General features: G+C 43.4%; 22 protein-coding genes and 1 tRNA gene. 9 read left to right on the top strand and 14 right to left on the bottom strand.

Translation table 11 applies throughout. The features are described 5' to 3' along the window. The 4 genes from IKN49_07025 to IKN49_07010 all read left to right on the top strand — a co-directional run. Positions 1–188: hypothetical protein (locus IKN49_07025; GenBank protein MBR3632789.1), on the top strand; the 188-nt coding region annotated here is incomplete at its 5' end. A gap of 362 nt (positions 189–550) precedes the next feature. Then, on the top strand, positions 551–745 hold the full coding sequence (locus IKN49_07020; protein MBR3632788.1) for a 30S ribosomal protein S21: 195 nt from the start codon (positions 551–553) through the stop codon (positions 743–745). 113 nt (positions 746–858) lie between these two features. Beyond that, complete coding sequence (locus tag IKN49_07015; GenBank protein ID MBR3632787.1) at positions 859–2,619, top strand: DNA primase; 1,761 nt, start codon at positions 859–861, stop codon at positions 2,617–2,619. Positions 2,620–2,640: 21 nt separating this feature from the next. Then, positions 2,641–4,356, top strand: a complete 1,716-nt coding sequence (locus IKN49_07010; protein ID MBR3632786.1) for a sigma-70 family RNA polymerase sigma factor — start codon at positions 2,641–2,643, stop codon at positions 4,354–4,356. A 91-nt stretch (positions 4,357–4,447) separates the two neighbouring features. Here IKN49_07010 and IKN49_07005 read toward each other — a convergent pair whose 3' ends face one another. The 4 genes from IKN49_07005 to IKN49_06990 form a co-directional block, all read right to left on the bottom strand. Further along, positions 4,448–6,046 (bottom strand): hypothetical protein, encoded by a 1,599-nt coding sequence (locus tag IKN49_07005; GenBank protein MBR3632785.1) that lies wholly within the window; start codon positions 6,044–6,046, stop codon positions 4,448–4,450. 47 nt (positions 6,047–6,093) lie between these two features. Beyond that, positions 6,094–6,627, bottom strand: a complete 534-nt coding sequence (locus IKN49_07000; protein ID MBR3632784.1) for a type II secretion system protein — start codon at positions 6,625–6,627, stop codon at positions 6,094–6,096. Between the two features lie 67 nt (positions 6,628–6,694). Further along, positions 6,695–8,140: a hypothetical protein gene (locus tag IKN49_06995; GenBank protein MBR3632783.1), complete on the bottom strand. Its 1,446-nt coding sequence runs from the start codon at positions 8,138–8,140 to the stop codon at positions 6,695–6,697. Positions 8,141–8,183: 43 nt separating this feature from the next. Next, positions 8,184–8,867, bottom strand: a complete 684-nt coding sequence (locus tag IKN49_06990; GenBank protein ID MBR3632782.1) for a hypothetical protein — start codon at positions 8,865–8,867, stop codon at positions 8,184–8,186. A 53-nt stretch (positions 8,868–8,920) separates the two neighbouring features. On the opposite strand from IKN49_06990, the gene recG reads away from it, so the two are divergent. Beyond that, positions 8,921–11,008 carry an ATP-dependent DNA helicase RecG gene (gene recG / locus IKN49_06985; protein MBR3632781.1) on the top strand — a complete coding sequence of 696 codons (2,088 nt, stop codon included), beginning with the start codon at positions 8,921–8,923 and terminating at the stop codon, positions 11,006–11,008. A gap of 24 nt (positions 11,009–11,032) precedes the next feature. Here recG and IKN49_06980 read toward each other — a convergent pair whose 3' ends face one another. The 7 genes from IKN49_06980 to IKN49_06950 form a co-directional block, all read right to left on the bottom strand. Then, on the bottom strand, positions 11,033–11,596 hold the full coding sequence (locus tag IKN49_06980) for a prepilin-type N-terminal cleavage/methylation domain-containing protein (GenBank protein ID MBR3632780.1): 564 nt from the start codon (positions 11,594–11,596) through the stop codon (positions 11,033–11,035). A gap of 232 nt (positions 11,597–11,828) precedes the next feature. Then, positions 11,829–13,334, bottom strand: coding sequence for a methionine--tRNA ligase (gene metG, locus IKN49_06975; protein ID MBR3632779.1), 1,506 nt, complete (start codon positions 13,332–13,334; stop codon positions 11,829–11,831). Positions 13,335–13,344: 10 nt separating this feature from the next. Then, a complete protein-coding gene (locus IKN49_06970; protein ID MBR3632778.1) occupies positions 13,345–14,343 on the bottom strand; it encodes a DNA polymerase III subunit in 999 nt (332 codons plus the stop codon). Further along, positions 14,322–14,951: a dTMP kinase gene (gene tmk, locus IKN49_06965; GenBank protein MBR3632777.1), complete on the bottom strand. Its 630-nt coding sequence runs from the start codon at positions 14,949–14,951 to the stop codon at positions 14,322–14,324. Before tmk ends, IKN49_06970 begins: the two co-directional genes overlap by 22 nt. Continuing rightward, entirely contained in the window at positions 14,951–15,553 is a 603-nt protein-coding gene (locus IKN49_06960; protein ID MBR3632776.1) for an HAD hydrolase family protein, read from the bottom strand. Before IKN49_06960 ends, tmk begins: the two co-directional genes overlap by 1 nt. Positions 15,554–15,617: 64 nt before the next feature. After that, complete coding sequence (locus IKN49_06955) at positions 15,618–16,157, bottom strand: hypothetical protein (protein ID MBR3632775.1); 540 nt, start codon at positions 16,155–16,157, stop codon at positions 15,618–15,620. 67 nt (positions 16,158–16,224) lie between these two features. Further along, positions 16,225–16,932: a DUF2778 domain-containing protein gene (locus IKN49_06950; GenBank protein MBR3632774.1), complete on the bottom strand. Its 708-nt coding sequence runs from the start codon at positions 16,930–16,932 to the stop codon at positions 16,225–16,227. Between the two features lie 293 nt (positions 16,933–17,225). On the opposite strand from IKN49_06950, the gene IKN49_06945 reads away from it, so the two are divergent. Next, complete coding sequence (locus tag IKN49_06945) at positions 17,226–19,739, top strand: ATP-dependent Clp protease ATP-binding subunit (protein MBR3632773.1); 2,514 nt, start codon at positions 17,226–17,228, stop codon at positions 19,737–19,739. A gap of 19 nt (positions 19,740–19,758) precedes the next feature. Beyond that, positions 19,759–20,811 carry a recombinase RecA gene (gene recA, locus IKN49_06940; GenBank protein MBR3632772.1) on the top strand — a complete coding sequence of 351 codons (1,053 nt, stop codon included), beginning with the start codon at positions 19,759–19,761 and terminating at the stop codon, positions 20,809–20,811. 61 nt (positions 20,812–20,872) lie between these two features. Here the strand turns inward: recA and IKN49_06935 are convergent, their stop codons facing one another. Beyond that, positions 20,873–21,097: a hypothetical protein gene (locus IKN49_06935; GenBank protein MBR3632771.1), complete on the bottom strand. Its 225-nt coding sequence runs from the start codon at positions 21,095–21,097 to the stop codon at positions 20,873–20,875. A gap of 258 nt (positions 21,098–21,355) precedes the next feature. After that, on the bottom strand, positions 21,356–21,985 hold the full coding sequence (locus IKN49_06930; GenBank protein ID MBR3632770.1) for a CYTH domain-containing protein: 630 nt from the start codon (positions 21,983–21,985) through the stop codon (positions 21,356–21,358). Between the two features lie 54 nt (positions 21,986–22,039). Between IKN49_06930 and IKN49_06925 the strand changes: the two genes are divergently transcribed. Continuing rightward, positions 22,040–22,594, top strand: a complete 555-nt coding sequence (locus IKN49_06925; GenBank protein MBR3632769.1) for a PaaI family thioesterase — start codon at positions 22,040–22,042, stop codon at positions 22,592–22,594. Between the two features lie 53 nt (positions 22,595–22,647). Next, positions 22,648–22,723, top strand: a tRNA-Val gene (locus IKN49_06920). A gap of 180 nt (positions 22,724–22,903) precedes the next feature. On the opposite strand, the gene IKN49_06915 is transcribed toward IKN49_06920, so the two are convergent. After that, positions 22,904–23,554 carry a hypothetical protein gene (locus tag IKN49_06915; protein MBR3632768.1) on the bottom strand — a complete coding sequence of 217 codons (651 nt, stop codon included), beginning with the start codon at positions 23,552–23,554 and terminating at the stop codon, positions 22,904–22,906. Positions 23,555–23,729: the final 175 nt, after the last annotated feature.

Raw genomic sequence — 23,729 nt, 5'->3', positions numbered from 1 at the left:
TCTTTGACATTTTTATTCTCCTGTTTAATAATCTTAAAACGCCCGTAATGCAACGTTTCACAAGTAAGTGTTTTAAAAACAGCGGCGTTCTAAGAAATCGTAGCAAAAAAAAAAAACGAGTCAAGCCTTTTTTACTAATACTTTTTCTTTCAGAAGAAAAAGTATCCAAAAAGACTCTCGGCCAATAAGCAAAAAAGAATCTGCAAACGGCTGTTTGATAAACTCACTTTGCTCATACATATCAAACAGACTACCCCCTTTGCAGACTCTTTTTTACTACGCTTCAAGGCCGATTTATAACAACAAATAAGGATGAAATCCCCGTTTATAAATTTCGGGGATGATATTATTTAATTGTCATTCCCGAGTGTCTCTGTCGGGAATCTCAGCCGCTTTCGTTTTTTATTTTGTCGTCACTGCGCTGAGTTTTGTGTGAAGTGGTGACTTGCATTTTTTGGAGAAGTGAGCGAAAAAAAGACTTTTTTGTACAAAACTTTATATAATATATGTACCGATTTTTTGCTGGAAACAGAAGGTGGTGAAAAACGAAATGGTTTTTGTGAAAGTCAGAGACGCTGAACATTTGGAAGAAGCGATTAAACGCTTCAAACGCGAATGTGAAAAGAACGGCATTCTCAAGGAAATCAAACGCCGCGAGACCTACATGCCGCCCAGCGTAAAACGTAAAATTAAATCACAAGAAGCGCAACGTCGCGCTCGCCGCACCAAACGTCGGCGTTATTAATACGTAGTTTTTACAGGCAATAGCCCCGCGGGGAACCGTTGGGCTATTGTCTTCTGTCTTTTCGCGCGCAGGCGGGCGGACGCGTACGATGTACCGACTGAAAATTGAATCATATGATGCCTCAAACCAATACGGTAGAACAAATTAAGCAGCGTTTGGATTTGGTGGAATTTATTCGCCAATACGTACCGCATTTGAAAAAAGCAGGCAAAACTTGGAAGGCTTGTTGCCCGTTCCATAAAGAAAAAACCCCCTCTTTCACGGTTGATCCGGAGAAAAATTTATTTTATTGTTTTGGTTGCAGTACCGGCGGAGATATTTTCGACTTTTTGATGAAAATAGAAAACTTGCCCTTCAACGAAGCCTTGGAAAAATTGGCCACCATGGCCGGAGTGGAATACAAACCACAAGGCAGTTTCTCCCCCGCCGAACAACAACGCATTCAAGCACGCAAAACCTTAGAGTTTGCCAAACATTTTTACCATAAAAACTTAATGTCTTTAGGCGGAGAATCTGCCAGAAATTATATCAAGAGCAGAGGTCTGACCAAGGAAACAACTCAGAAATTTGAACTGGGACTGGCCAAAAATGACCCTACCGACTTTTGCAAAGTGGCCTTGGCCAATCACTATTCCGCTCAACAGTTAAAAGAAGTCGGTCTTTGCTCGCTGACCAGCTATGGTCCGCGCGATTATTACCGGGGGCGTTTAATGTTCCCCATCCTCAATCAACGGGGAGAAACTGTGGGATTTGGCGGGCGTATTTTAGGTGACGGAGAACCAAAATATCTCAATTCTCCCGAAACTTTGCTTTTTAGCAAAAGCCATATTTTGTACGGACTGAATTTTGCAGGACCGGCTATCCGTAAAGCAGGACGGGCTGTGTTATTAGAAGGATATATGGACGTAATTGCCTGTCATCAGGCCGGATTTGAATATACCGTTGCTCCGTTGGGCACCAGCTTAACAGCAGACCATGCTCGCTTATTAAAACGCTATACAGACAATGTGGTCGTGCTATTTGATCCGGATGCAGCGGGGATTAAAGCCGCTTTGCGGGGCGCGCTCATCTTAATCGAACAGGGATTATTTGTAAGAATTGCTTCCTTGGCCGACGGACTGGATCCCGATGAATATATCGCCCAATACGGAAAGGAAAAATTTGAACAGGTACTTGATCAAGCGCAAGATTTGATTGCTTTTCACACGCAATTACAATTAGATTTGTATCCGCAACCTTTGCAGGCACAAGCCAAAACATCTATCATCGATGAGCTGACCGAGACCTTACTCAAGCAACCGGACCGCATTGTGCGGCGGGAATGGGTCAAATACGTCGCAGAGCAAGTGAAAGTGGATGAGTCTTTAGTGTTGCAACGTTTGCGTAGCAAAGAAAATGCGGCGGCACGTGTGCAAAAACACTTTCAGAAGGCACAACAACAAACCTCCCGGCCGGCCGCAGAAACGTTTTTGGCCGCGGAAGAAAATTTAGTTAGTTGGCTACTGCGCTATCCGCAGTATGCAAGCGGTTGCGAAACCTTGGCAGAACACTTTGACAGCCGTAGCTTAGGGCAACTGCTCACGGCCCTGTGCCAAGCCGCAACCCAAAACCCAGATCCGACGGGTTTTACCGAACGGGTCTGCGCATTAGCACCGGCACATACGCAACAGGCCCTTCGGCTCTCGCTTACGCAAGTGCCCAAAGATTTTCAGGCGAAACGCGACATTGACGCGTGCAAAAAAACAGTAGAAAAAGAAGCACTTCAGCGACAATTAGCCGCCGTTCGCCAACAAATTAAAACCGCCGGCACCGGACAGGTACCAGCGGAACTGCTACAAAAAATGACGCAGTTGCAAAATAAATTAAAAAATTAGCGGTAATGAGGTAGACTACAAATGGCAAATTCTGGAAATAAAGGTTTTAAAGATTTAGTGGAAACGGGAAAAGAAACCGGCATGGTTTCATTAGACGAAATTAACCGCTCCTTGTCTTCTAATTCTGCCAGTGCAGAAGATGTAGACGGACTAATGGGAACATTGGAGGACATGGGAATTGCGGTAGTGGACGACAAAAAATTTAAGTCCAGCTCCGACATGAAGGACAGCTCTTATTCAGAAGATTGGTCCGCCGCCATGCCGGACATTTCCAATTCCATCCGCATGTATTTGTCTGAAATGGGCCGCGTACCCTTGCTGACCCGCGACGAAGAAATCACCTTAGCCCGCAATATCCGCGAACGGGAACGTGAACTGCGCAAATTAGTGCTGGAATCTCCCATCACGATGCGCGAAATTTGCAACTGGGAAGAGTTGGTCGATCAAGATGAAATGACCACCAAAGAACTCATGCCGCGCGGTAAACGCACGACACGCGAACTCAATAACATGCGTAAAAAACTCAAAGAAGCGGCTCAGTTTATTGGCAAACGCGAACAAGAAATCACTAAAATAATGAAAATCTTGCAAGAAGACAAACTGTCTGAGAAAAGACGCAATTATTATATTGATTCCTTGGAAGCCAAACAAAAAGAAGTAGTCTCCCGTATTATTAAACTAAACTTAAACCAGAATAAGATTAAGCGTCTGACTAACAAAATCAAAAATTTAGCCGACCGCCTCAATGAGGCCCGTACAGACATGGAACGCTTCGATGAATATTTTGGCCCCTATAATACTGTAAAAGCACTGGTCAATGCTTACAAAAACAAGAAAATTACAGAAAAAGAATTCAAAAAGAAAACTAAATTTTCCTTGGAAGAATTAGAACGGGCCGTTAACAATATTCAGGCCGTCCGCGCTCGCCATACTCGTATGGTGGAAGCCTTGCCGATGACGGAGAAAGAATTTTTATCTTTCAATGACCGGATTGTGTTTTTTGAAAACATGATTCTGCAAGACAAATTGAAACTCATTAAAGCCAATTTGCGCTTGGTCGTGTCTATTGCCAAAAAACACGTCAATTCCAATCTGGAACTTTCCGATCTTATTCAGGAAGGCGGTTTGGGTCTTATGAAAGCAGTGGAGAAATTTGAATATAAACGCGGATTTAAGTTTTCCACTTATGCCACTTGGTGGATTCGCCAAAGTATTAACCGCGCCATTGCCGACCAAGCCAATACCATTCGTATTCCGGTACACATGAAAGAATTGGTCTCTAAATTAACCAAAGTGACCAATAAATTCCGTCAGGAATATGGTCGAGAACCGACTTTGGAAGATTATGCCAAAACAATGCGCCTATCTATGGAAAAGGTGAAAAGCGTGCTTAAAATTATGCAAGACCCTATTTCACTTTCCACCCCTATTGGCGAAGATGAGGATTCTAACTTAGAAGACTTTATCGAAGATAAGAACGGCCCGACGCCCACCGTGTCTGCCGCAGATTTCTTGCGCAAACAAGAAGTGGCGGACGTGCTGGCCACTTTATCGGAGAGAGAAGCCAAAATTATCAGCTTGCGTTTTGGTATTGATTCGGGGTATCCCCGCACCTTAGAAGAAGTGGGCAAAATGTTTAATGTGACACGGGAACGTGTGCGGCAAATTGAGGCAAAAGCCATCCGCAAGTTACGTCACCCCAGCCGCACCAAAATGCTCAAAGATTATCAGGAATAATAAAGAAGTACAATAAAAAACCCTCGGCCTAGCTGGGGGTTTTTTATCATCAGCAAACTGATTATTAAACTCTCTTGGTGCTTGAAAGAAGTTATTTCTTTAAAGCAGATTTTGTACGCATAGGAACTCTCCTATACCGTTCTTTATATAACTTGAGCAATTCCTTTTGCACCTCTTTCACATATTGCTCTTGCTGTGCAAGCTTCGCCGCTTTAGCTACGCTTTCAACAGGATTTATGTCTGGATTCACGGGAAAATCCGTTTGTAGTTTTACCCCCTCCAATGGGACCGCCACGGCCCCTTTCTGATCCAATAAAAGCATGAATTCGATGTTGGAAGAAGGATCCGAAGCGTCGGCATTATTTTTTTCTGTATAAGAAATGCTCCCTCGTCCATCGTCTAAATTATATTCAAATTGTATTTGAACATCTTGATCCCGATTTCTGGCATGCAGAGAATAGGTTCTGAAATTATCCCATCTATCCGTATAATGGACACCATCTTGATAAAAAATCTGTTTTTTTGCGGCAAGACTTGTTTTTTCTACCTGCACTACTTTTCCGTCACGGGTTACCAAACGAATTTGCGTCTTAGTATATAAGTCCGGATAAGCATAATAGATTTGTGCGCCCGAAAACCCACGCGCACGAATCGGCCTGCGCAGCGTGTCACGCACAAAAACAGTATCATCAGAAAAGGTCCGATCAGACAATATATTGCGGGGCCTATCATCCCATGGAAATAATGTTTTCTGGGGAGTAGGACTTTGCAAATCTATCACATACCAACCCTGATTATCTGCAGCCTCTTTGAGTTGATAGCGATTTTCGACGGGTTTTCCATAAGCATATATTCCTTTGGATCTAGCACAAAAGCTCTTCCAACCGCGTTGATTGCGGGGAGAATCTATCTTACGTGTTACATCGATTGCATTAATCAATCCGTCTACATCATCGCAAGATAATTTCCGGGAATAATCCGAATTCATTACGCCATCTCCGGGGGAAACAGAATGATATGCGGGATGTGTATTTTGATCTGCTGCCCTCCTGTATTGATCCGACAAGCTCAAGGAATGCCCCACCTCGTGCAAAGCTAGTTCATATGCCTGTGTTTCGCTTGACAACCAAATATGTTCCGGTTGCCCGGGAACTGCTTTTAGATGACAACCGGCCGCCCAACTTTTTTCACAAACTTCTTTGATCCGATTTAACGAAGCAACATGAAACACTATACGGGCGCGGTCCGGGTGGGTAAATTGAACGGAAATAGATTGCTGAAGCATTGGTAGGATATCTTGAAATTCTTTTTCTCGTTTTTTATTGGTAATATATTGCACCGGGGAAAGAAACCATTCTTGATAAACAGACCGTACCACCTCTTCATAATAAGACTGGGGTTGTGGCACGTCTTCCTCCAGCACGACAGCCGCCGAAACGGGCTTTCCGTTTAACACATCTCTCAACAAACTATTTGCATGGGTACTATAATTTTCCGGAGAAGAAGCTAGCGGGCGTTCATCTCCAGATTCTTCCGAGAGATCTTCCGGGGCAACTTTTGTCGGACTGACCGTGCTTTGAACGCTAGAACTTTGGTCAGCCGACTCATCAATGTACCACAACAGCCCCCACTCGCTACCAAAAGCAGCGAGCCCGCTCATGATAAAGCACACCATCAAAAACCATCTCATAGGTTCCTCGAGTGTCTACAAAGATTCTCTACCTTTCTTACTGTGGACTAATTCAGGAAATACTTACTTCCGTCTTTAACCCCACCAATGGCTTTGCAATACTCCGTAGCGGCAGCTGCATTGCTCTCTCCGGTGCAATAAATGCGTCCTTTATAATCACCGCTATCTGCCGTGGCATTCTGGGCGTAGAAATAAATATTGATTTTCTTCCCATTGGGTAAAAGATAGGTATATTGTACTTTTCCGCCGGAAAGTATTTTAAACATTTTTTGTCCTGCTTTACCGACGTCATAATACAACTCCGATCCAGCCGTTACATTGGAGTAAGCATTACCGTCTTTATCGGTAAAGTTGGGGGGCACACCCAAAACCAAGTTATCATATACCGCGGTATATCCCTCAGGATTGGCCATATTATATTCGTCCAAGGCCGTCGCTAATGCACGGCCGATCGGCATACCGGTCATGATACGCGTTTTGGTAACTGACTTTTCATATTGCGGCAACGCAATAGCAGACAGAACACCGATAATCAGTACCACTACTAATAATTCAATTAATGTAAATGCTTTATTGTTCATAATTCCTCCTCACTACTATATAATTTAATACAAAAACATCTAAAAAACAATAGTGATTATCAGAATTTTAGTTTAAATTCTCTTCTTCCGGTAAAAGGCCTAGATACTTAGGCCAATTTTCAGCAAACGTAACAAAACGCGTCACCCAAGCCGATTGTTTTTTTTGAAATTGATCTCTACCTTCTATAGAGTTCGGTTCTGCAGAGCCCTGAAATTGTTTAAATAATACACTATCTTCCATATTTCCTTTTGACACAATATTTTTCGTTTTATTTCTATTCCCTCTATCAAAACGTACTTCTACGGTAAAATAAGGTTTCTTTTCACCGTATTTATATTCTTCGTATTTGGCAAAGCGCATATTGACCCCAAACTCACAAGCGAGTTTTCCTTCCCGATTACCCAAGCCAAACGTTTTAAATAAAAACTTGTGTTCTTCCTCGTACTTCGTCCTTTGCATAGAACGACTTTTCTGGACCGAAAGCACTTCATTCTCTTTAACCACGACTTGCTCCGTATATTCTTTATCCTGCCCATAGACTCTATAAATTTCTTCTCCGGCCTCACTGCGCAAAAGTGCGGCACGCCCCGCCCCGTCTTGTTTCAAGACCGTCGTGTCGTTAGGAATATAAAAAGGATCTACTATTTGACGAGTAGTCGGAAATATCTTTTCCGAAATTTTTTCACTCTTTTCATATTCCTGTATCAATACCCGAAAATCACGTCTATCAAACAAATAACGGTTGGCATGGGAAGATATCCCATTTTTAAATGTTTCTATAGAATCCGGACAAAAACTATTCCAACGGGCCCCATTCGGACGTTGTAACTGCAATGTTCTATCTATCAAATTTACCAGTCCGTCTGCATCTGCGCAGGAAAGTTTATTACTCTCTTTCATTATTTCATCATGAATTTGATAGGAAGAGTACAGCGGACTAGCATTTTGCATACCGATATGATATTGGTCTGCTAATCCTAAAGAATGGCCTATTTCATGAATAAAAGTGATGCGTTGCTTTTCCATTGTTAAGGTTTTCATAAATTCCAGTTGCCCATCGTGATAACACGCGGCAGCGCTTTCTCTGTGCAAACAATGCTCTCTTAAAGAAGCGTCATTTTTCCACACATGTACAGCTACGTCAGCCGGTCCTTGTGCAATTACAGAAATAGGAATTTGCCGATCTACATATTTCAAAATTTGTGGAAATTCAGCTTCGCGTCCTTGCCCTTTAATTTGAGCCGCAACATTGTTAAACCATGCCTGGTAGCTGTCTTTAATTAAAGAAGTAAATACTTCTCTATTGTCTTCTTGTTCGTCTTCAATCGACAGAGAAACTACTAATGTTTTCCCTTCTAAAATAGGGCGCAAGGCAAACCCAGCTCCTACAGCCGATACAGCCGGCTCATGGGGCCATTGGATTTGATTATAGTTATCTAATTCTGCAGATTTAGACCACAACCACCCGCTAGCAAGTAACAATACCCCTAGCAGGCAAATGGTTTTTTTCATAACAATTCCTTTTAGTGTTTCTTATAATATAAAGAGTATTGATTTATTTATCCAGCTTTTTTTGAAATAAATCGCGTAAAGATTCTTCCACTAAAGGCCGCGCCCCCAGTCCTACCGCAATCGCAAAAGCCAACCCTAATGAAGCTAGCACAATAGTAGCTACCTGATTGACCAGTTGGATAGCAATTCCTAAATTCTCTACCGCAGCCAAAGTGAAAAAGAACACGACAAAAACATATACTGCACGAGCTAAAATAACTCCCCCTTTCAAATTATTTGCTTTGGCGGAATTATCAATAATGTTGCTCACTAATTTGCCTAACAGTAAGCCCGCAAATAAAATCAGCAACGATACAAAAGCCGTCGGGATAAACGTTAAGAAACGAGTGAATAAGTCGCGCAAAATGGTTAAATGCAACACATCAGCGGCCAGCACTACCGAGTAAAAAGTCACAGCCCACGCCAGCACAAAGGCAATAATATACGTCGGAGATTTGCCCAGTCCAAAGCGCACACACAATTCATTAATACCTAATTTGGAAGTTTTCTCGTCAAATTTGAATTTCCCCAACCATTTTTTCGTTTGCGAGCCTGCCCAACGGGATATATAAAGCCCTAACACCATAATTAATACAGCCACCAACAAAGCACCCAATACATGACCTGTTTGTTGGGCCAGTCCTACCAAATGTTCACTGACTTGTGTCGAAATAGTTTCCAAATTCATAATTCCTCCTTTTTTTCTATTGTAGCAAAATTTAAATTGCTACAATAGGTAATATGAGCGGTATTCAATATCTCAAAGGCATTGGGCCGGCCAAAGCAAAACTGTTCGAGCGGTTGGAAATTTACTCTACCGCCGACCTTTTGCATTATTATCCGCGCACGTATCAAGACCGACGGGAAAATCCGGCCGCTAACGGATTAAATCCCCTTTCGCTGGTGATATTTAAGGGTAGGGTGTTGCGAGCGCAGACCGTACCCGCCCGCTCGGTGCTGATTTTCAAAGCATTTTTAGCCGATGAAAAAAATAATCAAATTGAATGTACCTGGTTCAAGCGGCGCAGCTTTCGCAATTTCCGTTTCGACCCCTTTGCCCAACTCAAAAAAGATTTCAAAATGAATGCCGAAATTTGGATTATCGGCCGCCGCGAAAACCGAAACAATTTTTTTGACAATAAAGTAACCGTAGATGAATATTACCCGGTCAACGCACCCGATACACCATGGCACGCAGGGCGCATTACGCCGATTTACGGGCTGACGGAAGGACTTACTAATAAACAATTCCGCCAGTTTATGCATGAGGCACTCTCGCAAGCAGAGGCAAAACAAGAGCCGGATATTTTACCCCCTTCTTTGGTGGAAAAACGTCATTTTTTAGATAGTGCTCAAGCCTTAAAAGCCATTCATTTTCCATCTAGTTTAGCCGAACTGGAAAATGCGCGCGCACGGCTGGCGTATGAAGAATTTTTGCTCCTGGCAACGGCGTGGGGCGTCAAACGTACCCAAACCAAAGCCGTGGCTAAACATTATGGCTATGAGATTAAAAAACATTTGCTTACGCCGTTTCGCCAAAATTTGGGTTTTGAGTTCACGGGTAGCCAAAAGAAAGTAATTAATGAAATCTTTGCCGATTTACAATCTCCACTCCCCATGAACCGTTTATTACAAGGGGATGTGGGCTCAGGTAAAACGATTGTTGCCTTGTCTGCCATGCTGCTCGCGGCCGAAAACGGCTATCAAAGTGCGCTCATGGCTCCGACGGAAATTTTAGCTGAACAGCACTATTTAACCTTTCAAAAAATTCTCAAAAAACTCAAAGTGCCGGTGGCCATTTTAACTTCCAGCACCAAAACGGCCGAGCGTAAAAAAATACTGGCAGGCTTAGCAGAGGGCAGTATTTCCATTATTGTAGGAACACACGCGCTACTGCAAGAAGACGTGAAATTTCATTGTTTGAAACTGGCTGTGATTGACGAGCAACACCGCTTCGGCGTAAAACAACGGGCCACCTTGAAAGAAAAGACGGACCATTTAGATTTACTGACCATGACCGCCACCCCTATTCCGCGCACTTTGGCACTGGCGTTTTACGGAGATTTGGCGGTTTCTACGCTGACCGAACTGCCGCCGGGCCGCCGCCCTATTTTCACCCAACTGGCCGACGAATGGCAAGCGCAACAACGTGTAGCCGCCGAAGTGCAAAAAGGGCGCCAAGCCTATATTGTTTATCCGTTGATTGAGGAAAGCGAAAGCATTTCGGCTAAGGCAGTTACCGAGGAATTTGAAAAATTAAAAACCGTTTTCCCGCAGTTTAAGTTGGCCATGCTACACGGACAAATGAGCCGCACGGAAAAGGAAAGCGTGATGGCAGATTTTGCCGCGCATAAAACTGATATTTTAGTAGCCACACCGGTCATTGAGGTAGGCATTGATGTGCCCAATGCTACGATTATGGTCATTCAAAATGCAGAGCGGTTTGGGCTGGCCAGTCTGCACCAGTTGCGCGGACGTGTGGGCCGCGGTCAATATGACAGCCAATGTATTTTGGTAGCACCGCATCAGGGGTCTATTTCGCGTGAGCGACTACGCATTATTTGCGACACGTGCGACGGATTCAAAATCGGGGCGCGCGATATGCAGTTGCGCGGACCGGGCGAAATTTTGGGCACGCGCCAAAGCGGTGATTTTGAGTTTAAGGCCGGTGATATTTTTAAGGATCGGAATATATTAGAGTGGGCCATTGAAGACCGCGACGAATTATTAGCCGACGACCCCCTATTAAAAAAGCCCGAGCATGCGGCTTTCAAAGCGCGCCTACTCGAGCTCTACCAAAAAAACTGGCACTTAATTGATTTGAGTTAACATTGTATGTTGACCCATCAACTACTACATATCATACCATGCTCCGAAAGTATTCGCTTGACGACAGAGGCCACTACAATATTTCCCTGCTTTTTCATCACCTACAGATGCTGTCCTACAATACATTTTATTGGCACTTCCCTTACCTATGTATGCAAAATCTTCCAATAAATAATCGAATCCATTATCATACGACGTAGATAAACCATATTGGGATGTTTTATCACCAAACGTAATAGATACACTGTGTACGTCATCATATTTCAGTAAATATAAACAAAAACCTTCACTTCCAATTTTCCAACCATTACCTGTTTTTCTACCGGCACAACATGGTGATAAAGCACATATACCCGTTACTGGTAAATCAACCCCTAAATCATTTAGGGAAGATGCATATTCTCCATTTTCTAAATAATATGCTTTTTGTGCATTCACTACTGGCATTAACAACACCTGCATTTTGGCTAAATCTGCTTTCATAACTGCCTTTTGATATTGCGGCAAGGCAATGGCCGATAATATACCTATAATTAACACTACTACTAACAATTCAATGAGAGTAAAACCTCTTTTACTGTTTTTCATATCACATTTTCCCTATTAGTCGGCTCCCGTAATGCCCATAAAAAAGCGGCGTATTACGTGAGCGCTTCGAATGACCCAAGTAATAATCGCCGCCGCCTGCCCCTAAAAAGGGGCAGGCAAATGCAAGCGACCATTTGAAGGATTCGAAGCAGTCTAATTTTCATTAGACCATGTACGGGCTCTCCCCGTACTTCCAACAAATAATCTTCAAATTGTAAATGTTATTCTTTTTTTATTTCTCCTCTAAACGCGGGAACAGCGGAGCGTATTTTTCAATTTTGCCCGCCGCCAAGCGCCGTTTCATTTCTGCTGCAACCGTCGGCATAAACGGCTCTATCCATTGCGCGATAAAGCGTAGTCCGCACACTAATTGTAACAAAATTTCTTTTGCGGCGGCCGGATCGGTTTTAGCCAGTTCCCACGGTTTTTTGTCATTGACCAGTTTATTAAGTTCGCCGGCAAAACCGTAAATGCTTTCCAGTACCTTATCAAAAGCCAGTTCATTGTAAAATCCGTCTATGGCTTTGGCCGTTTCCAACGCGTTTTTCTCTACGTCAGAACCCGCGCCCGCCGCCTCTGGCAACTCTCCCACATTTTTTGCCGCCATATTCAGCGTGCGCGACAAAAGATTGCCGATATTATTGGCCAAATCGGAATTGTAGCGGTTTTTGAAACTCTGCATGGAAAAATCGCCGTCTTGGCCAAACGGTACTTCTCTAAATAAGAAGGCGCGCACCGGGTCCACGCCGTATTTTTGTGCCAGTTCCACGGGGTTAACTACATTGCCCAAAGATTTGGACATTTTCTCCCCTTCTACCGTCCACCAACCATGCGCAAACACTTTGGTGGGAAGCGGCAAGCCAAGCGCCATGAGCATAGCCGGCCAAATCACGCTGTGAAAGCGGAAAATTTCTTTACCGACCAAATGTAGATCAGCCGGCCAAAAATCTTCAAATTTCTCCGCACCGATTTTTTTCAAATGCTCGGTGTGCAAGGTTTTATCCTCACACAAAATCGTACCCGCTCCCGTGGCGGAAATATAGTTAATCAGCGCGTCAAACCACACATACACCGTATGGGCCGGATCGGATGGGACGGGCACGCCCCATTTGACCTTAGTGCGCGTAACAGATAAATCACGCAGGCCGCCTTTGACAAAACTTAAAATTTCGTTGGCGCGATATTTGGGGCTTAAAAAGTCCGGATGTTCGGCGTAAAATTTAAGTAGCGGCTGCTCATATTTGGAAAGTTTGAAGAAATAAGTTTCTTCGTGAATTTCCGTCAGCGGGCGTTTATGCACCGGGCACAATCCGCCTTCCAACATTTCGCTTTCATCGTAATACTGCTCGCATGAGAGGCAGTATTTTCCGCTGTAAGAACCTTTATAAATATCGCCTTGTTTGAGCAGTTTTTCAAACACGGCTTGCACCACTTGCTCATGCTTAGCATCGGTGGTGCGGATAAAATCGTCGTAGGAAATATTCAAATCTTTCCACATCTGGCGATACTGGGCGGAAATTTGGTCCGTCCATTCTTTGGGGCTGACCCCTTTGGCCGCGGCCGATTTTTCAATGTTGGCACCGTGTTCATCGGTTCCGGTCAGAAAATGTACGTCTGCACCCTGTTGGCGTTTATAACGCGCCAAAATATCTAAGGCAATCGTCGTATAGGCATGCCCGATATGCGGCACGGAATTGACATAATAGATGGGGGTGGTAATAAAGAATTTTTTGCTCATAAATACTCCATTATTCAAAAATTGATATTTTTCGTTGCGTAATGCACATCAAAGCTGTTTCCAGTACCAGTGCCGGTGATACATTGCGCAATACAGCTGTTTTGTAAGACTCCATTTTTTGTAATAATTGCTGTAAAACGATACGTTGTTGCCCATCGGCGTGTGTCCATTGACGGTGCAAAGCCAATATCAAAATATCCAACACCGCTTGGGCTTCTTGCCTAGCTACCGCTACGGTGCGAGACAAGCCAGCGGCTACCGCGGCCGGCCATGTAGCTCCCTGCTCCGTAGTCTGCAATACTTCCAACGCTTGTGCCGCACGCAAAGCCCGCGTGAGAGAACCGGCTGCATACTGCGCTGCTAAAGACGGATCTGCAATGTCGGGTTGTACTTGCCGCAACAATTGTTCTACCGTTTCCACCGGCAGAGGTGCAAATTGCAAAAGCTGGCAACGGGATAAAATCGTTTTGAGCATGGCCGATTTTTTATCTGTCAGCAAAATCCAAATTGTTTTTTGCGGCGGTTCTTCAATAAATTTCAAGAGAGCATTGGCCGCTTCGGCCTGCATACTTTGGGCTTCATCTACAATAAAAATTTTCCAACCGCCGACCGCACTTTTTTGCTGACTTTTAGCCGTGATATCACGGATCGTGTCCACTTTAATACGCTGTTGCTTGGCCAGCTCTTTCTCCAGTTCTTCTGCGTATGCCTTATCCGAAGGCTCTTTTTTTAGTTCCAGACGCGCCTGATACAGAAAATCTGCCACTACTACATCTGCGTATGTGCCTTGCTCAATGGCTTTACAATGCGCACAGACTCCGCAACTGTCCCCCTGGGCCCGAGCTTGTTCATCCAAACAATTTAATGCTTTTGCCACTTCCAAGGCGGTTTTTTTCTTGCCCACGCCCGAAGGCCCGCAAAACAACATTGCCGGCGGCACATGGCCGCGCACACTCTTTTGCAGATAGGCTATCGCCGCTGATTGATTTAAGATTTCACGGAAGGACATATCTTATATTTTTCTAACAATCCTACCACTTGTTGGTGAATAGATTCCACCTCTCCGTCCGCATCTATTAAATGGGCATGCGGGGTAGAAGCGACCAGGCTCTTATATCCTTGACGCATATGTTGCCTAAATTCTAAATCTTCCCGTTCCAAACGATCCGAAAACAAATACTCCCCACGGGACGAAAAATATTTATCTGACATCAAAAATACCAAGGTTAAATCCGGCTGCAAACCGGTAGTGGCAATTTCATTGACCGTCTGAATGAGTTTCAAATCTATTCCGCGAGCATAGCCTTGATAGGCGCAAGTGGACATCGTATAGCGTTCGCAAATAACGATTTTTCCTTCTTCTAAGGCCGGAATAATTTTTTCTTGCGTATGTTGGGCGCGGCTGGCTTCATATAACAATAGTTCTGCCATCGGACGCACATCTAATTCCGGCTCCAGTACTATCTGTCGGATTTTTTCCGCGGTGAAGGTGCCCCCCGGCTCGCGCGTTAAAACCACGTCAAATCCTTGCGACAACAAATAATTATATAGTAACTTGGCCTGCGTGGATTTACCGCACCGATCCGGCCCTTCTAAAACAATAAATTTTCCTTTCATTATGAAATTCCTTCTTGAGAAGTAATGATTTGCAGGGTTTTTTTCTCACCGGTAGGCCACTGACCTGTATGCACATTTTCTAAAAGTTGCGGCATTTTGCCTTGGGCAGTTAAAATAAAATCTACCGCTTCACGATAAGCTCCGTCCCCGCCGCGGCGCGTAGTCACGTAATGAGCCGCCTGTTGCACCAGAGGAACGGCATTGGGCACGGTCAGCGCCAGCCCTACCTTTTCCAATACGGGCAAATCCGTCAAATCATCTCCCATAAAGGCTACTTCTTCCGGAGAGATATCTTCCCGTTTCAAAATGTCTTCCAATGGCACTGATTTGGTCAAAAACCCTTGATAAAAATAATCCATGCCTAAATTGCGCGCACGGGAGATAGTGGTTTCATGGCGGCGACCCGTAATCACCCCGCTTTTTAGACCGGCGACACGCAACAACATCACGGCAATACCATCTTGAGCATTAAAAGCCTTGATTTCTTCCACTTTTCCTTCAGCAGTTAGGAAGAAATGCAGTTTGCCATCGGTCCAAATGCCGTCTATATCGTTCAAAATTACTTTAATTTTGCGCGCACGCGCCAAGAGTTCTTCATTCATATTTTTATTATACAAAATATAGAAAACCCCGCAGTAAATGCGAGGCGTAAAAGAGATGAAGTTTTTAATAGGCAAAGGAGCTTGGATCGGTAATCAAATCCCATAACAACAATACCGAAAGCACAGAAAGGGGAATTATTACAAACAAGATACCTACCGTCCAGTGAAAATATTTTTCTGCCCGTGGAAGCACCGGATACTTATATAAATGATACAAGCCCCACAGACACCACACCGCCCACGGGATACCTGAGATTGCGCTTTGAATTGTTTCCTCTTGCGGCACTAATTCTCCTGGTCCAGTGCAAATGGGACAAAATATACGAAACAAAGGGGTTATAAACATAAAAGACAGCAACATCTGCCAAAACCAAATCATAAATTTCCGGCCAAAAGTTCCTTTCGTGCTGCCCAAATAGCCTGTCAGGATAACCATATAAATTAATTCTAAGTAACTAAATATAGCATAGGCATAAAAACCGACAGAAGAAAACCAATAAGCAGTATGATGGACAAATTCTAGATAACCATAATGTTCCATCGTTAGATTCCATAGATACAGAAAACATAACACGTAAAAAAACAACCGTTGTTTCTTATTCATACTCTCTCCAAATAGGGTATATTTTAAATTATATTATATACCCTATTTAGATTATATAATAATTTAACTAATAATTATCAATTATATCCTCTCCCGTTAGTTCCGGTGGATATTTTACCGTTAGCGGTACGGCTGTTTGCTCTTTGCCGCGATATTTTCTTAAAAAATCAAAAAAAGATTTTTCATGATTCGTCAAATCAATACAACCGCCGCTACCCGGTTCTTTTCCCCCATGGATAAAAAAATTATCTCTTCCCGTATTTTTTGTCACCTCAGGATCATTTTTAATGGGGGTTCTTTCATTTCCCCAAGAAGTTCTGCCCCCTGGATATCTACCTGTTGGGAATTTTCTTTTCTTTATTGGTATTGTTTCTAAAACACTATTAATCTTTTTTCCCACTCTGCCCAAAACATCCTGCGCCAAAGTGGGTTTTTGTATCTTTTGCGGATTAACGAAGTAATTTCCTTCCGGAATAGGGCCTCTATCGGGCAAACGCTGTCTTAAAGGAGAATAACTAAACGGTTTCTCCGGGTTTAACCCCGATACCGCTGGAAGCTGTTGTATTGTTTTTTCTCCTTGATCATTTACAGCCGTTGTCGTTAACGTTTTGCCATCAAACATAATGGATTCAATATGAGTACCCGTAGCCGCTTGCTTTTTGGGCTGGGACATCCGTTCACGCTCGTCAGAGAAACGATACGGTTGTATAGATTCTTTTTTCCCGTCAATTAGACGAAATACATCCTGTTGAGGATGGTAATTTTGTTTATTCACATTAGTTCTCCTTAATCGAATTTTCCAAAAATAGGGGCGTGCTTACCAAGATGGTGATGGTGAAGCTAAAACTTTCACGAACTCTTATGTGGGATACTTGCTAGCAGTACTAAAATAGGATACTTTGAGGTATATAAATAATAAGAATCATTTTTAATTATATAAAATTAATTAGTTATTTGTCAACTTTCCCTTTTTTTATATATCCGTTTCGAGATTACACACGCGCAACCGGCAACGTATTTTATATAATATGTGTATCTATTTTAGTAGGGGTAAAAAAGAGGTTTTAGATGGCTAAACGATTTACGGAAAATGCGCAAAAAATTATTTTGATTGCGCAAGAGGAAGCCAAACGGCTCAATCACGATTATGTAGGTACCGAACACATTTTGTTAGGACTCACCGCCTTAAACGGCACTGTATCCAATAAAATTTTAACTTCTTTGGGCATCACCTTTCGCCAGGTACGCCTGGAAATTGAAAAGATGGTAGGCATGGGAGATGCGGTCATGTTGCTAGGAGAAATTCCTTTCACGCCACGTGCCAAAAAGGTGTTGGAATATGCGGTGGAAGAATCCCAATCCCTCGGTAGCGAAACGATCGGCACAGAGCACATCGTGTTGGGGCTGGCCCGCGAAGAAGAAGGGATGGCTGTAACCATTTTGCAAAACCTAAATGTTACTCTGACCGCTTTACGCGAAACCACCCTTAACTTTTTGGAAGGGGCTCAGCCGCAAGACCTGCAAGAACCGGTTTCTCCCGAAGAAGAGGAGGAAGAAGAAACGGAAGCCCCCTCTTTTCAACCGGCTAGCCACTCCGCACAAAAAAGCAAAACCCCCACTTTGGATGAATATACCCGTGATTTAACGGCTCTAGCCGCTAAAAACGCATTAGACCCGGTTATTGGGCGGGAAAAGGAAATCGAACGATTGGTGCAAATTTTGGCCCGCCGAACCAAAAATAATCCTGTACTGCTGGGTGAGCCCGGCGTAGGTAAAACCGCCATTGTAGAAGGGCTGGCCCAAAAAATGGCTTCCGGCGATATTTCCGTTTTGGAAGACAAACGTTTATTAGCCTTGGATTTGGCTTCCGTAGTAGCCGGCACGAAATACCGCGGCGAATTTGAACAACGATTGAAAAATATTATTGATGAGGCGGCCCAAGCAGGCAACGTCATTATCTTTATTGATGAACTGCACACCCTCATCGGGGCCGGAGCCGCCGAAGGTTCCATGGATGCTTCCAATATGCTCAAGCCGGCATTAGCCCGCGGAGAAATTCAATGCATCGGGGCCACCACCTTTGACGAATATCGCAAGTATATTGAGTCAGATAGTGCCTTCGAGCGCCGTTTTCAACCTGTCACCGTAGAACCGCCGGATGTGGAAGAAACCGTGCGTATTTTGAAAGGTATACGGGCCGGGTACGAAACCCATCATCACGTAGAATACACCGATGATGCCGTGCAAGCCGCTGCCGCCATAGCCGACCGCTATATTACCGACCGCGCACAACCGGATAAAGCCATCGATTTATTCGATGAGGCCGGGGCCCGCGCACGGCTTAAAAACGCTTCCTTACCGCAATCCATTCGAGATTTGCAACATAAATATCAACAAGCGGTAGAAAACAAAGATCAGGCTTTGCGTGAGAAACAATTTGAGAAAGCGGCCCAGCTAAAAACAACCGAAGAAGATTTGAAAAAGCAATTAGAGCAGGCCAAATTGGATTGGAAAACGGAACAGGCTTCCCAAAAGATACAGGTCACTTACGAAGATATTGCACTAGTGGCCAGCAAGTGGACTGGCATTCCGGTAACACGCCTGACACAAAGTGAAACCGATAAGATTTTACACATGGAAGAACACTTGCACCAGCGCATTATCGGCCAAGAAGAGGCCGTGCGTGCCGTGTCGCAAGCCATCCGCCGCAACCGCACCGGTTTAGGTAATCCGCATCGGCCAATTGGCGGATTTTTATTCTTGGGACCGACCGGAGTAGGAAAAACGGAACTGGCCAAAAGTTTAGCCGCTTTCTTATTCGGCGATGAAGAGGCCATGGTACGCATTGACATGTCCGAATACATGGAAAAATTTGCGGTCTCACGCTTGATTGGGGCCCCTCCGGGCTATGTAGGTTATGAAGAAGGCGGTCAATTGACCGAGGCCGTACGCCGCCGCCCATATAGTGTAGTCGTATTAGACGAACTGGAAAAAGCTCATCCGGACATTTATAATATCCTGCTGCAAGTGTTGGATGAAGGAGCATTGACGGACAATTTAGGTCACCACGTCAGCTTCAAAAACTGTGTGATTATTATGACCTCCAACGTAGGCGCGCGGGATATTACCAATAAAGGTTCTTCCCTAGGGTTTACGGCCACCACAACTGACGAGAAACAACATCAAGTAATGCAAGAACACGTGATGCAAGCTGTCAAAAAAACGTTCAATCCGGAATTTATTAACCGTATTGATGAAATCGTCGTGTTCCATGCATTAACAAAAACGCATACGCGCCAGATTTTGGATTTACTGCTCAGCAAAGTGCAAGCTAAATTATCTGACCGCCAGCTGACCTTAGAATTTACCGATGCCGCGAAGGATTATTTAATCGAAAACGGTTTTGATGAAAAATACGGTGCCCGGCCGCTACTACGTACTGTACAACGTTTATTAGAAGACCCGTTGGCAGAGTATATTTTGAAAAATCCGTCCCCCGCGCAAGGTAAAATTTTGGTAGACTTTAACCAAGATACCCATGCATTGGGGTTCAGTCCCGCTGCACAAACCGTGACAGCCTAACCATTTAATCATCGGAGGAATTATGGACGCAAACAAACAAAAAGCCTTAGATTTAGCCTTGGGCCAAATTGAAAAAGCCTTCGGCAAAGAAGCAATTACCACCTTGGGCTCTGCTAATGTGAAAAAAGTAGATGCTATCCCGACAGGGGCTTTATCTTTGGATTTAGCTTTGGGCGTAGGCGGTATTCCCCGCGGACGTGTCATTGAAATTTATGGGCCGGAAGCCGGCGGTAAAACTACTTTATCCTTGCATTGTGCCGCCAGTGCGCAAAAACACGGCGGTGTGGTAGCATTTATTGATGCCGAACATGCGTTGGACCCGGTGTATGCATCGTCTATCGGCGTCAATGTAGATGAACTGTTAATTTCACAACCCGATAGCGGAGAACAAGCCTTGGAAATTGCAGAAAAATTAGTCCGCTCCGGTGCGATTGATTTAATTATTATAGACTCCGTAGCCGCCCTTGTTCCGCAAGCGGAAATTGAAGGCGAAATGGGAGATTCTCACGTGGGTCTGCAAGCGCGCTTAATGAGCCAAGCGCTGCGCAAACTGACCAGCATTTTGAATAAGACTAAAACGAGTATTATTTTTATTAACCAGCTGCGCCAAAAAATTGGCATTATGTTCGGCAACCCCGAAACCACGCCGGGCGGCTTGGCTTTGAAATTTTACTCCTCGGTACGTATCGATGTGCGCCGCATTGAGAACTTGAAAAAAGGTGACGAAATTATCGGTACCCGGGTGCGCGCTAAGGTAACTAAGAACAAAGTAGCCCCCCCGTACCGCCAAGCCGAATTTACGATGCTACACAACGAAGGTATTTCCCGCGAGGCATGTATCTTGGATAAAGGTGTAGAAAGCGGCATCTTGGAAAAAAGCGGCAGCTGGTTTTTATACGGCGATGAAAAACTGGGCCAAGGCGCTGAAAATGCCCGCCAGTACTTAAAAGATAATCCGCAACTCGCGGCCGAAATTGAAGACAAGCTCTATGTCAAATATCTCGGCCACCATTATGACGGCAGCGCCGCCGGCGAAGAAGAAAAAGCCGAAAAGAAAACTGCTAAGAAATAAGAGTCTTATCTTAAATAAAAAACCCCGCTCGGTTGAGCGGGGTTTTTGTGTCTGTACTAAATTATTTCTTTTTGGCTACTTTTTTGGCCGGTTTTTTGGCTACTTTTTTAGCCGGTTTTTTAGCAGCTACTTTTTTTACTACTTTTTTGGTGGCTTTTTTAGCACAAGCTTTTTTGCAAGCTTTTTTTGCTACTTTTTTAGCCGGTTTTTTAGCAGCTACTTTTTTTACTACTTTTTTAGCCGGTTTTTTAGCGGCTACTTTTTTTACGGTTTTCTTAACAGCCATTTTTGTCTCCTAGGATAATAAGTTTAACCTCATAAAAATAATACAACAAAAATTTTGAAAAATCAACTATTTTTTCGTCTAAAATATTTTTTTGCTCTTTTCATTCTCTCTCTACAAGCGCATTAAAAAGACTTTATTTTCTATTTTTACCGTCGAGAAACACAATTAAATCTCTTTTACCACCTTGCTGAAAATTTGGTAAATATATTTTTATAAATATCTTTGACAAAATTGCACAAAAATAAATTTTTTCAAAAGTTAGTTTATCCTAAGTTTTTCTTTTATCCACTTTTCAGCGCCCGCTACTTTGGATATTTTGGCAACGGGTAGTGCGACATCGTGAGTAATTTTTTGCACTAATTGTAAAAAATCTTTTGCGGCTCCTTTCTTAAGTTCCAGCTCAATTTCCCGCCGCAACCACTGATGCCCGTTTGCTTTCGTAAGATACTGATCTAATGCCAGCTCGCAAGTACATTTTTTATAAGACAGCTGATAAGCCCGTCGGTAGTTTTCAATGGTAAAAATCCGCTGTAGTAAAGCCAGTTCCACTCCTTCCCACCGATTTTTTTCTTTTAATTGTTTGAGCGCACTATGCCACGTGGCGGCCTTTTTTAAGGGGATTGTAATTTCTTTTCGAGTCGCCATTCCCTTTTGCAAAGCCGTTTTTGTTTTTAAGGTTACCTCAAACCGATTATAGGTCCGGCGCAAACGTAAAGCAATTTTTTGAGAAGATAATTTCCGTTGCGCAGTATCTAAATAAGTATCCACAATATGTAGTTCCTTTGGGCCGATACAATGCACCGGCAACAATTTGAGCATACTTAAAAAAGCATCAAAATCTGCCGCACGATTACACGTCCATTTAAATTCTTGTTCTACATGATTCATATTATTAGTGTAGCAAATACACGCAAAAGGTATAATAAAGAAAAGGAGAATTTTATGAAAAAATTACGCCAACCCACCTCTCTGCATTGCTTTGGTTGCGGGCGGAATAATCCCTTCGGCCTCAAATTGGAATGGTTTAACGATTATGACAAAAAACAGGTGGAAACCTCTTTTACTTTAGATGATAATTATTGCTCTTATCCGGGAACGGTGCATGGTGGCATTGTAGCCACGATTTTAGATGAAACATCCGGCCGCGCCATTTTGCTTAACAATGATTTTGCACACTTGATGGTTACTCTTAAAATGGAAGTAGTGTACAAACACAATACTCCCACAAATGTCCCCTTAAAAGCGGTTGGACGACTGCTGCGTTATACTCCGAAACGCGCGCAAGTGGAAGGCGAGATTCAACTTCCTGACGGAACGGTAACAGCCAAATGTACCAGTTTGCTGTATGAGCTTCCCGAAGCGGTGCGCAATAAATGGGGCCCTGAAGAAGAAGAGTGGACTCGCACAACTCCTTCAAAAGAAGAAGTGGCTCAGTGTTGTCACGCAGATGATACCATGCAAATAACCGGTAATCATGTGACGGAAAACGAGAAATAAGATTGAGTTTATCGACTATATTTGATACAATAAGAAGGTAGTCAAACAATTTGGGATCGGTAGCTTAGTTGGTAGAGCGTCCGCCTTACACGCGGAAGGTCACAGGTTCAAGTCCTGTCCGGTCCACCATTTATTAAGGCACTCCTAGTAGAGTGCCTTTTTTGTTGGGTAGTTTTCCCCGCTCTCGTCGGTGTTTTGAGCTCATTTTTATCTATCCGGGTCATAGAGTGGTTTTAGATGCACGTAAAAAAGGCCCAATTCGGGCCTTTTTCTCTAACTGCCAATTTTGCAGGATCCAATTCGGGAAGATTACTTTCTATTATCAACAAATAATAATATAGTCAATGCTACTGCTTTCAATAATCCAACCACAAAACATAGGGCAATAACCGCACGGGCAGGCAACAAAGCACACGCGAAAAGTAAGTACAAGACGCCCCAAACAGTTGAATAAAATATGAAATTTAGAGCATCTGCTGTATTATTCTTCTCAGCCATTGAGTGAACAATACCCGTACTCACCAAATAAGAAGCAAGCATCGCACAGATAATCACAAACATATTGCTATTTTCTGTGTGTGCCACGGCAGTTTGAAATATCCCCATACTAAACATCCACATAATAAATTCAAAAAACAAAGCACTCAATAACCAAAAGATAAAAGATAATGCACGAAAAAATCCCCCCTTGTCAAACAACGCTACCGCAGGTGCGAAGAAGATAAGTCTAATACACAAAACAAGCCCAAGACAGAATTTTCCTATTAGTAAAAATACTAACAATTGTAAAGCCAAACGCCACTGTCCAACAAATAACAAAATAATTCCTCCAAATATCCCCAGAACACTTAATATATCTGCAAACACCTTCACACTCATTAGTGATTTTCTCACAAAATCAGGATGTGCAAGATAAAATTTTTCTGCAATAAGGGCTAAACGAGGATTATTATTCTTCATTGTTAATGTTCCTTTTGTCTTACAAGAGAATTTACTAGCATTTATTATACTACTTTACTCATTAGGATGTATGCTATTAGACATATCGACATAAAATCCCAGCCTACCCAATACTTTTTTAAGTATGGCCCGTTTCTAAAAACCACGTGGCACCAAATTATGTTAAAGGGCACAC

It is taken from the genome of Elusimicrobiaceae bacterium, from assembly GCA_017528825.1.
Classification (GTDB): domain Bacteria; phylum Elusimicrobiota; class Elusimicrobia; order Elusimicrobiales; family Elusimicrobiaceae; genus Avelusimicrobium.
Note: the sequence above shows the minus strand (reverse complement) of the source record. Positions and strands in the feature narration are given on the sequence as shown.

Bases quoted from the DNA above. Each gene is read 5' to 3' on its own strand.
- IKN49_07020 (MBR3632788.1), top strand. From the start codon at position 551: ATGGTTTTTGTGAAAGTCAGAGACGCTGAACATTTGGAAGAAGCGATT.
- IKN49_07015 (MBR3632787.1), top strand. From the start codon at position 859: ATGATGCCTCAAACCAATACGGTAGAACAAATTAAGCAGCGTTTGGAT.
- IKN49_07010 (MBR3632786.1), top strand. From the start codon at position 2,641: ATGGCAAATTCTGGAAATAAAGGTTTTAAAGATTTAGTGGAAACGGGA.
- IKN49_07005 (MBR3632785.1), bottom strand. From the start codon at position 6,046: ATGAGATGGTTTTTGATGGTGTGCTTTATCATGAGCGGGCTCGCTGCT.
- IKN49_07000 (MBR3632784.1), bottom strand. From the start codon at position 6,627: ATGAACAATAAAGCATTTACATTAATTGAATTATTAGTAGTGGTACTG.
- IKN49_06995 (MBR3632783.1), bottom strand. From the start codon at position 8,140: ATGAAAAAAACCATTTGCCTGCTAGGGGTATTGTTACTTGCTAGCGGG.
- IKN49_06990 (MBR3632782.1), bottom strand. From the start codon at position 8,867: ATGAATTTGGAAACTATTTCGACACAAGTCAGTGAACATTTGGTAGGA.
- recG (MBR3632781.1), top strand. From the start codon at position 8,921: ATGAGCGGTATTCAATATCTCAAAGGCATTGGGCCGGCCAAAGCAAAA.
- IKN49_06980 (MBR3632780.1), bottom strand. From the start codon at position 11,596: ATGAAAAACAGTAAAAGAGGTTTTACTCTCATTGAATTGTTAGTAGTA.
- metG (MBR3632779.1), bottom strand. From the start codon at position 13,334: ATGAGCAAAAAATTCTTTATTACCACCCCCATCTATTATGTCAATTCC.
- IKN49_06970 (MBR3632778.1), bottom strand. From the start codon at position 14,343: ATGTCCTTCCGTGAAATCTTAAATCAATCAGCGGCGATAGCCTATCTG.
- tmk (MBR3632777.1), bottom strand. From the start codon at position 14,951: ATGAAAGGAAAATTTATTGTTTTAGAAGGGCCGGATCGGTGCGGTAAA.
- IKN49_06960 (MBR3632776.1), bottom strand. From the start codon at position 15,553: ATGAATGAAGAACTCTTGGCGCGTGCGCGCAAAATTAAAGTAATTTTG.
- IKN49_06955 (MBR3632775.1), bottom strand. From the start codon at position 16,157: ATGAATAAGAAACAACGGTTGTTTTTTTACGTGTTATGTTTTCTGTAT.
- IKN49_06945 (MBR3632773.1), top strand. From the start codon at position 17,226: ATGGCTAAACGATTTACGGAAAATGCGCAAAAAATTATTTTGATTGCG.
- IKN49_06935 (MBR3632771.1), bottom strand. From the start codon at position 21,097: ATGGCTGTTAAGAAAACCGTAAAAAAAGTAGCCGCTAAAAAACCGGCT.
- IKN49_06930 (MBR3632770.1), bottom strand. From the start codon at position 21,985: ATGAATCATGTAGAACAAGAATTTAAATGGACGTGTAATCGTGCGGCA.
- IKN49_06925 (MBR3632769.1), top strand. From the start codon at position 22,040: ATGAAAAAATTACGCCAACCCACCTCTCTGCATTGCTTTGGTTGCGGG.
- IKN49_06915 (MBR3632768.1), bottom strand. From the start codon at position 23,554: ATGAAGAATAATAATCCTCGTTTAGCCCTTATTGCAGAAAAATTTTAT.